Origin of the sequence: Pseudomonas sp. Pseusp97 (assembly GCF_047304025.1) — a bacterium.
Classification (GTDB): Bacteria; Pseudomonadota; Gammaproteobacteria; order Pseudomonadales; family Pseudomonadaceae; genus Pseudomonas.
The window spans coordinates 1-7,436 of record NZ_JBGLYK010000250.1 but is presented as its reverse complement, the minus strand read 5'-3'; the positions used below and the strand labels follow the sequence as shown (position 1 = coordinate 7,436).

General features: G+C 68.9%; 2 protein-coding genes and 1 pseudogene. All 3 read right to left on the bottom strand.

The features are described from left to right. Nucleotides 1-5,103, bottom strand: a 5,103-nt coding sequence (locus ACCC94_RS25920) for an amino acid adenylation domain-containing protein (protein ID WP_413352482.1), incomplete at its 3' end; no start/stop codon positions are given. A 903-nt stretch (nucleotides 5,104-6,006) separates the two neighbouring features. After that, entirely contained in the window at nucleotides 6,007-6,987 is a 981-nt protein-coding gene (locus tag ACCC94_RS25915) for a TauD/TfdA family dioxygenase (RefSeq protein WP_413352481.1), read from the bottom strand. Between the two features lie 21 nt (nucleotides 6,988-7,008). Then, nucleotides 7,009-7,332 (bottom strand): annotated as a pseudogene (locus ACCC94_RS25910) (thioesterase II family protein); the annotation flags it as partial. Nucleotides 7,333-7,436: the final 104 nt, after the last annotated feature.

Here is a 7,436-nt window from a genome sequence, read left to right as displayed (position 1 = left end):
GGGCGCAAGACCCGTCAGCCGTGCAGCGAATTCGTCCAGGCGGCTGGCTTCGAACAGGTCGCGCAGCGGCACTTCGCAGCCCAGGTCGCGGCGCAGGCGCGAGATGACCTGCGTGGCCAGCAGCGAGTGGCCGCCCAGTTCGAAGAAGTCATCCGCGCGGCCGACAGCGGGCACGCCGAGCACTTCAGCCCAGACGGCAGCGACGCGGCTTTCCAGCCCGTCGCGCGGGGCTTCGCTGGTGCAGGCGGTTTCCTGCGGCTCGGGCAGCGCCTTGCGGTCGATCTTGCCGTTGGCATTGAGCGGCATCTGCTCCAGCACGAGGATGCGCGACGGCACCATGTAATCCGGCAGTTGCGCGCGCAGGGCGGTTTTCAGCGCATCCTCGGCAAGGTCCTCACCGGAGACGTACCCCAGAAGGCGCTTGCCGCGCTCGCTATCACGGGCGATCACCGCCGCTTCGCGCACGCCGGGCAGCGCACGCAGGCGGGCTTCGATCTCGCCCGGCTCGATGCGGAAGCCGCGAATCTTCACCTGCTGGTCGACGCGGCCGAGGTAGTCCAGCGCGCCGTCTTCGCGCCAGCGCACGCGGTCGCCGCTGCGGTACAGGCGCAGGCCATCGGCATAAGGGTCGGCAACGAAGCGTTCGGCGGTCATGCCGGCGCGCTGGTGGTAACCACGGGCCAGGCCGTGGCCGCCGATATACAGCTCGCCGGCAACCCCGCGCGGCAGCGGCTGCAGGCGGTCGTCGAGGATGTACAGGCTGCGTTCGCCGACCACTTCGCCGATGGGCGCGTAGGCCGCGCCGCACGTGGTGCGGGCGTCAGCTTTCCACAACATCGGGGTGACCACGGTTTCGGTGGGACCGTAGCCGTTGATCAGGTGCTGCGGTTTCAGCGCCTGGTGCGCCAGCTGATAGGCCGCTTCCGGCACTGCATCGCCGCCGAAGCAGTAGATGCGCATGCTCGGCGCGTGACCGGTGATCAGAGCCTGTTCGGCCAGTTGCTGCAGGTAGGCCGGCGGGAAGGCCGCGACCGTCACCTCGTGGCGGCGCAGCTGTTCCAGGGTCTGCTCGGCGGTCCACAGCGCGTCATTGCGGATCAGCAGGCTGCCGCCGTGGGACAGCGCGGTGAGCCAGCGCTCGTGGGCGCCGTCGAAGGCGAAGGACATGAAGATCAGCTCGCGGTCGGCGTCGCTCATGGCGTAGCGCTGGCCGATGGCGCGGCAGTGTGCGGCGATCTCGCCGTGGGCGACGGCAACGCCCTTGGGCTGGCCGGTGGAGCCGGAGGTGTAGATCAGGTACGCGAGGTTCTGCGCCTGGACGCGCACCAGCGGGCGCACGGCCAGGGCGTTGGCGAGGTCGGCCTCTTCCAGCACCAGGCGCTCGATGCCAGCGGGCAGCGGCAGGCGCTCGGCCAGTTCGGCATTGGTCAGCAGCAGGTCGACGCCGGCATCCTCCATCAGCCACGCCAGCCGTTCCTGCGGGTAGTCGACGTCCAGCGGCAGGTAGGCGCCGCCGGCCTTCATGACAGCCAGCAGGGCCAGCGGGATGTCCACGCCGCGCGGCAGGGCCACGGCGACCCGGCGCTCCGCACCGATGCCGCGCTGGATCAGGCGTTGCGCCAGGCGGTTGGAGCGGTCCTCCAGCTCGGCGAAGTTCACTTCGCGCTGCTCGTCGATCAACGCGACCTTGGCCGGATGGCGCCGGGCCTGGGCGGCGATGGTCTCGCTCAGCGCCTCGAAAGCCGGCACCTCACCGGCCACGGCGATGCTCCAGTCACTGGCGGGCAGCCAGTCGCGCGCATCGAGCACGCCGTCGGCATTCAACTGCGGCAAGGCGCGCATCAGGTCGAGGAAGTGCCCGACCAGGCGCTGCATGCCAGCGGCGGCGTAACGCTCGCGGGCATAGCAGAAGCTCAGGCGCAGGGTCTGCTCGCCCTCGCGGACGCGCAGCACCAGGTCGAAGGGGGTTTCCAGGTCGAGCTGCTCCAGCGCTTCCACGCTGACGCCCGGCAGGCCGTTGCCGGCGCGCGGTTGCCACTGGTGGTCGAAGGCAACCTGGCACAGCGGATGGCGACCGTGACCGCGTTCGGGTTGCAGGGCCTCCACCAGTTGCTCGAACGGCAGGCCCTGGTGCGCCTGGGCTTGCAGAAGGTCGTCGCGCAGTTGGCGGAGCACGCCGCGCAGGCTGGCGCCTTCGGGCAGCTCGCTGCGCAGCACCAGCAGGTTGACGAAGAAGCCGACCAGTCGCTCGCTGTCGAGCTGCTCGCGGCCGGCCTGGGTCAGGCCGATGCGCAGGTCGTGCTGGCCACTGTAGCGCTGCAGCAGCAGGTTGTAGGCGCTGAGCAGGAGCATCGGCAAGGTCGCGCCGTGGGCCTGGGCCAGGCTGCGCAGCTTGGCGGTCAGCTCGGCGTCCACTTCGCGCTCGATGAGCTCGGCGCTCTGGCCATTTCCACCCGTGGTGAACGGCAGCTCCAGCGGCGAGTGCTGTTTGCCCAGGCGCTCGCTCCACCACTCCAGCAGGCGCGCGCCCTCGCCCGCTTCCAGTTTGTTCCGCTGGGCGACGGCCAGGTCGAGGTACTGCCGCGGCAAGGTCGGCAGCACTGGCTCGCGCTGCTCGACGATGGCGCGGTAGCACTCGGCGAACTCGTCCAGCAGCAGGTTCAGCGACCAGCCGTCGGCAATGATGTGGTGGACGCAGAGCAGCAACGCCTGGCGACCACCGCCGAGGTTCTGCAAACGCAGGCGTAGCAGCGGGCCATTGGCGAGGTCGAACGGCTGCGCGGCGAAGGCGTTGGCGTCATCGCGGGCGGCGACTTCGCGGCGGGCATTGCCGAGGGCGCTGAAGTCGCTCTCGGTGAGCTCTGCTTGCGTAGCGTCGGAGAGGCTCAGCGCCACCTCGCCATCGGCCTGCTCGATGAAGCGGCTGCGCAGGGTTTCATGGCGGCCCAGCAGCACGGCAAAAGCCTGCTCCACTGCCGGGCGGCGCAGTTCGCCGCGCAGGTTCATGCGTCCGGCGATGTGGTAGACGGCGCTTTCCGGCTCCAGCTTCCAGAGGAACCACAGGCGGCGCTGAGCCGGCGACAGCGGCAGCAGGCCGTCACGCTCTACCTGAGGAATGGTTTCGGCTTCAGTGGTCGGCAGTGCCGCCAGCGCCGCGGTGAAGGCGCCCAGCTCCGGCGCCTCGAACAGCAGGCGCAATTCCACGGCACGGCCAAGGCGTTCACGCAGGCGCGCCATCAGCTGGGTGGCCTTGATCGAATTGCCGCCGAGGGCGAAGAAGTTGTCGTCGCGGCGGATCGCCGGCAATTCCAGCACTTCGCTCCACAGCGCGGCGATGGCTTGCTCCTCGGCGGACAGCGGCGCGACCGGCCCGGCACTGGCGCCATCGCTGATCGGCTCGCCGGCGCGCTGGATGGCGTAGGCCGGCAGGCTGCCGTCGAGCAACTGGGTGCGGCAGGCCGAGCGTTGCAGCTTGCCGCTGGAAGTCTTGGGCAGCGCGCCCGGTTCCAGCAGCGCCACCACCAGCGGCGCTTCCTGGAAGGTCTCCGCCACGGCGGCGGAGATGGCTTTCGCCAGCGCTTCGGCGGAGATCAGCTTGCGCACGCTGCGCCCGACTTCGGCGGCGATGCCGATGCCTTCGCGGCCCTGATGTTCGATGGCGAAAGCGGAGACGCGGCCCTTGCGCACCAGGTCCACCTCTTCCTCGACGCAGCGCTCCAGGTCCTGCGGGTAGAGGTTCTGGCCACGGACGATGAGCATGTCCTTGAGGCGGCCGGTGACGAAGAGTTCGTCGTTGTGCAGGAACCCCAGGTCGCCGGTGCGCAGCCAGGTGCGGCCGTCCTTCTCGACGAAGGTGCGTGCGCTGGCTTCCGGGTTGCGCCAGTAGCCAAGGGCAACGCTGGGGCCGCTGCTCCAGATTTCGCCGACGCGGTCCGGGCCGAGGCTTCCGCCGCTCACCGGGTCGACCAGCTGGATTTCATGGTCGGGCTGGGCGCGGCCGCAGTTGATCAGCGAGGTGCCGCGACCCGGGCGGGCGATGTTTTCGCCCAGGGCATTAAGGTCCACCTCCAGCTGGCCGATGCCGTCGCCGCGCACGCCGCCGGTGACGAACAGGGTCGCTTCGGCGAGGCCATAGCAGGCGTAGAAGGACGAGGCGTCGAACTGCGCCGGGGCGAACCAGGCGGCGAAGCGCTCCAGGGTGTCCGGGCGGATCGGCTCGGAGCCGGAGAAGGCCACGCGCCATTTGCTCAGGTCGAGGCCTTCCAGGGCTGCCTCGTTGACCCGCTCGCAGCACAGGCGGTAGGCGAAGTCCGGCCCGCCGCTGACGGTGCCGCCGAAGCGGGCGATGGCTTCCAGCCAGCGGCGCGGGCGTTCGAGGAAGTAACGCGGCGACATCAGCACGCACTCGATGCCGCTGTAGATAGGTTGCAGCAGGCCGCCGATCAGGCCCATATCGTGGAACAGCGGCAGCCAGCTGACGATCACGTCGTCGTCGCCGATGCCGAAGCCGTGGCGGATCAGGCGCTCGTTGGCGACCAGGTTGCCGTGGCTGACCTGCACGCCCTTGGGCGTCGAGGTGGAGCCGGAGGTGTACTGCAGGAAGGCGATGTCGTCGTCGGCCAACTCGGGCATCTGCCATTCGACGGCCAGCGCCGGGTCGGCCTGGTCCACCGCCAGCAGCTGCGGGCTGTCGCCGTTCTCCCGTGCGCAGGCCGGGCGAAGGGCTTCGATCAGGGTCGAGTCGGTGAGCACCAGGCTCGGCTGCGCGTCATCGAGGATCGAGCGCAGGCGCGCCAGGTGCTGCGGGCGCACGGACTCCGGCGGATAGGCCGGCACGGCGATGATCCCCGAGTAGAGGCAGGCGAAGAACGCGGTGACGTACTCCGGGCCGCTGGGCAGCAGCAATACGGCGCGGTCGCCGTGCTGGCCGTGACGCAGCATCCAGGCGGCCATGGCGCGGGCGCGCTCGTCCAGCTCGCGGAAGCTGATGGGCTGTTCGAGGTTCTCGGCGATGAATCGCAGGGCGGTCTTGCGCGGCATTTCGCAGGCGCGTTGCAGCAGGGCCTCGACCAGGTTTCCTGCGGCTTCGTAACGGTCGTTCATGACATCACCTGTTCTGTCGGCGGGCGCGTGGGGCCCGACGGGGGAAATTCGTGGGTTCAGCTGTTTTGCGTACTGGGGATCGGAGAGCCGAACTGCTGACTCGCTCCGACCGGTCCCCTCTCCCTTCAGGGAGAGGGTCAGGGAGTGGGTGCCTCCGGCCGCTCCGGCGCTGGGCGCTGCCCTCTCCCCCAGCCCTCTCCCTGAAGGGAGAGGGAGCTATCCGTGCCGGCGTTTACGTCCGGCGTACTCCTGATACATCCATCTGCTCCGAACCAGTCCCCTCTCCCTTCAGGGAGAGGGAGCTATCCGTGCCGACGTTTACGTCCGACGTACTCCTGATACATCCATCTGCTCCGAACCAGTCCCCTCTCCCTTTAGGGAGAGGGTTAGGGAGAGGGTGCTTCCGGCCGCTCCGGCGCTGTGCGCTGCCCTCTCCCCCCGCCCTGGCTACGCGCCCCGCTCCGAAGGGAGAGGGAGCTATCCGTGCCGACGTTTACGTCCGGCGTACTTCTGATACATCCATCTGCTCCGAACCAGTCCCCTCTCCCTTCAGGGAGAGGGTCAGGGAGAGGGTGCTTCCGGCCACTCCGGCGCTGGGTGCTGCCCTCTCCCCCCGCCCTCTCCCTGAAGGGAGAGGGAGCTGTCTGTGCCGAGCGTCAGGGCCGGCGTATTCCTGAAACATCCACCAACTCCGAACCAGCCCCCACTCCCTTCAGGGAGAAAGAGCTATCCGCGCCGGCGTTTACATCCGGCGTACTCCTGATACATCCATCTGCTCCGAACCAGTCCCCTCTCCCCTCAGGGAGAGGGCTAGGGAGAGGGTGCTTCCGGCCGCTCCGGGGCTGGGCGCGGCTCTCTCCCCAGCCCCGGCCGCACGCCCCGAGCGAGCAATGCAAGCCAGCCTCAGGCATCAGCGCCATGTCCTTCCGCCATCGCCACGACTACCTTGCGCGGCCCGCTGAACGGCGAGCGGGCGTGGGCGGCGAGCATGTTGTCGAGCATCAGGACGTCGCCGCTGTACCAGGGGAAGCTCACCTTGGCCTCCTCCAGCACACCGCGGATTTCGTCGAGCACCGAGGGTTCGATGGGGCTGCCGTCGCCGTAGTAGACGTTGCGCGGCAGGTCCTCCTCGTCGACGATTTCCAGCAGGCTTTCGCGCACCTCCGGCAGCAGGTTGGAGACATGGAACAGGTGCGCCTGGTTGAACCAGACCCAGTCGCGGGTAAACGGGTGCTGCGCCACCGCCTGGCACACCTGGCGGGTACGCAGCTCGCCGTCTTCCTTCCACTCCCAGCCAATGTGGTGGGCCTTGCAGTAGGCCTCGACCACCGCCGGATCGCTGCTGTTGAACACCTGCTCCCAGGCCACATCCAGGCCGTTGCCGAAGTTGCGGGTGTACATCAGCCCGCGCTCGCTGAAGCGCCGACGGATGCCCTCGTCGACCCGGCGGTAGATCTCGCGGCTGTCGGCGATCGGCGTCTCGCCACCGCTCTGCGCGGCCTGCACGCAGTAGAACCAGATCTTCAGCGGCCACTCGCGGGTGTAGGCCTGCTCGTTGTGCAGCGGGATGTGCTGGTGCGGCGGGTATTCGGTGGAGGTGTAGACGCCGCTGGTGACATTGCTGCGCGGGGTGGAGCCGAACTCGTAGTTGAGCAGCGGGTGGCCGAAGCCGGCGGCGAACTCGCGGAAGCGCTCCGGCGCACCGACCTGGAAGCCACGGAAGAGAATGCCGGCGCACACAGGCAGGCGCTCGGCCACCAGCGGCCGCAGTTCGGCCAGGGCGTCGAGCAGGTCGATGCCGTCGCCGCGAGCCTGCACCAGCAGCGGCAGGCCTCCGCGCGCTTCGGCCAGGGGAGCAATGTCGAACAGAGTGGAGGTATGCATCGGGGTCTCCGCTTGAATCGATCAGGCCAGCGCTGCGCTGGTCGGCTGGCCGGGCTGGCGCAGGTGGCCGAGCAGCAGCTCGAGCAGGCGCGCTTCGCCGTCATTGAGGAAGAAGTGACCGCCGTCGAGCATTTCCAGGGAGAACCCGGCGCTGGTTTCGTCCTGCCAGGCGGACAGCGAGTCCACCGAGAGCCGGTCGGCCTTGCCGCCGAACACGTGGATCGGGCAGGCCAGCGGCGCGCGGCGGCGGTAGTCGTAGAGGCCGCAGAGAAGGAAGTCGGCGCGCATCACCGGCAGGGTCAGGCGCAGCATCTCCTCGTCGGCGAATACCGCCTCGGGCGTGCCGCCGAGGCGGCGCCTGCCGGTTTATTATAAACAAAAACGAGCCCACCAGACGTAGAGGAATGGGGGGTTGGGGGGGGGGGGGTGGAAAAAAAAAGATGGGGGGG

Coding starts and splice junctions, on each gene's coding strand:
- ACCC94_RS25915 (WP_413352481.1), bottom strand. CDS start 6,987: ATGCATACCTCCACTCTGTTCGACATTGCTCCCCTGGCCGAAGCGCGC.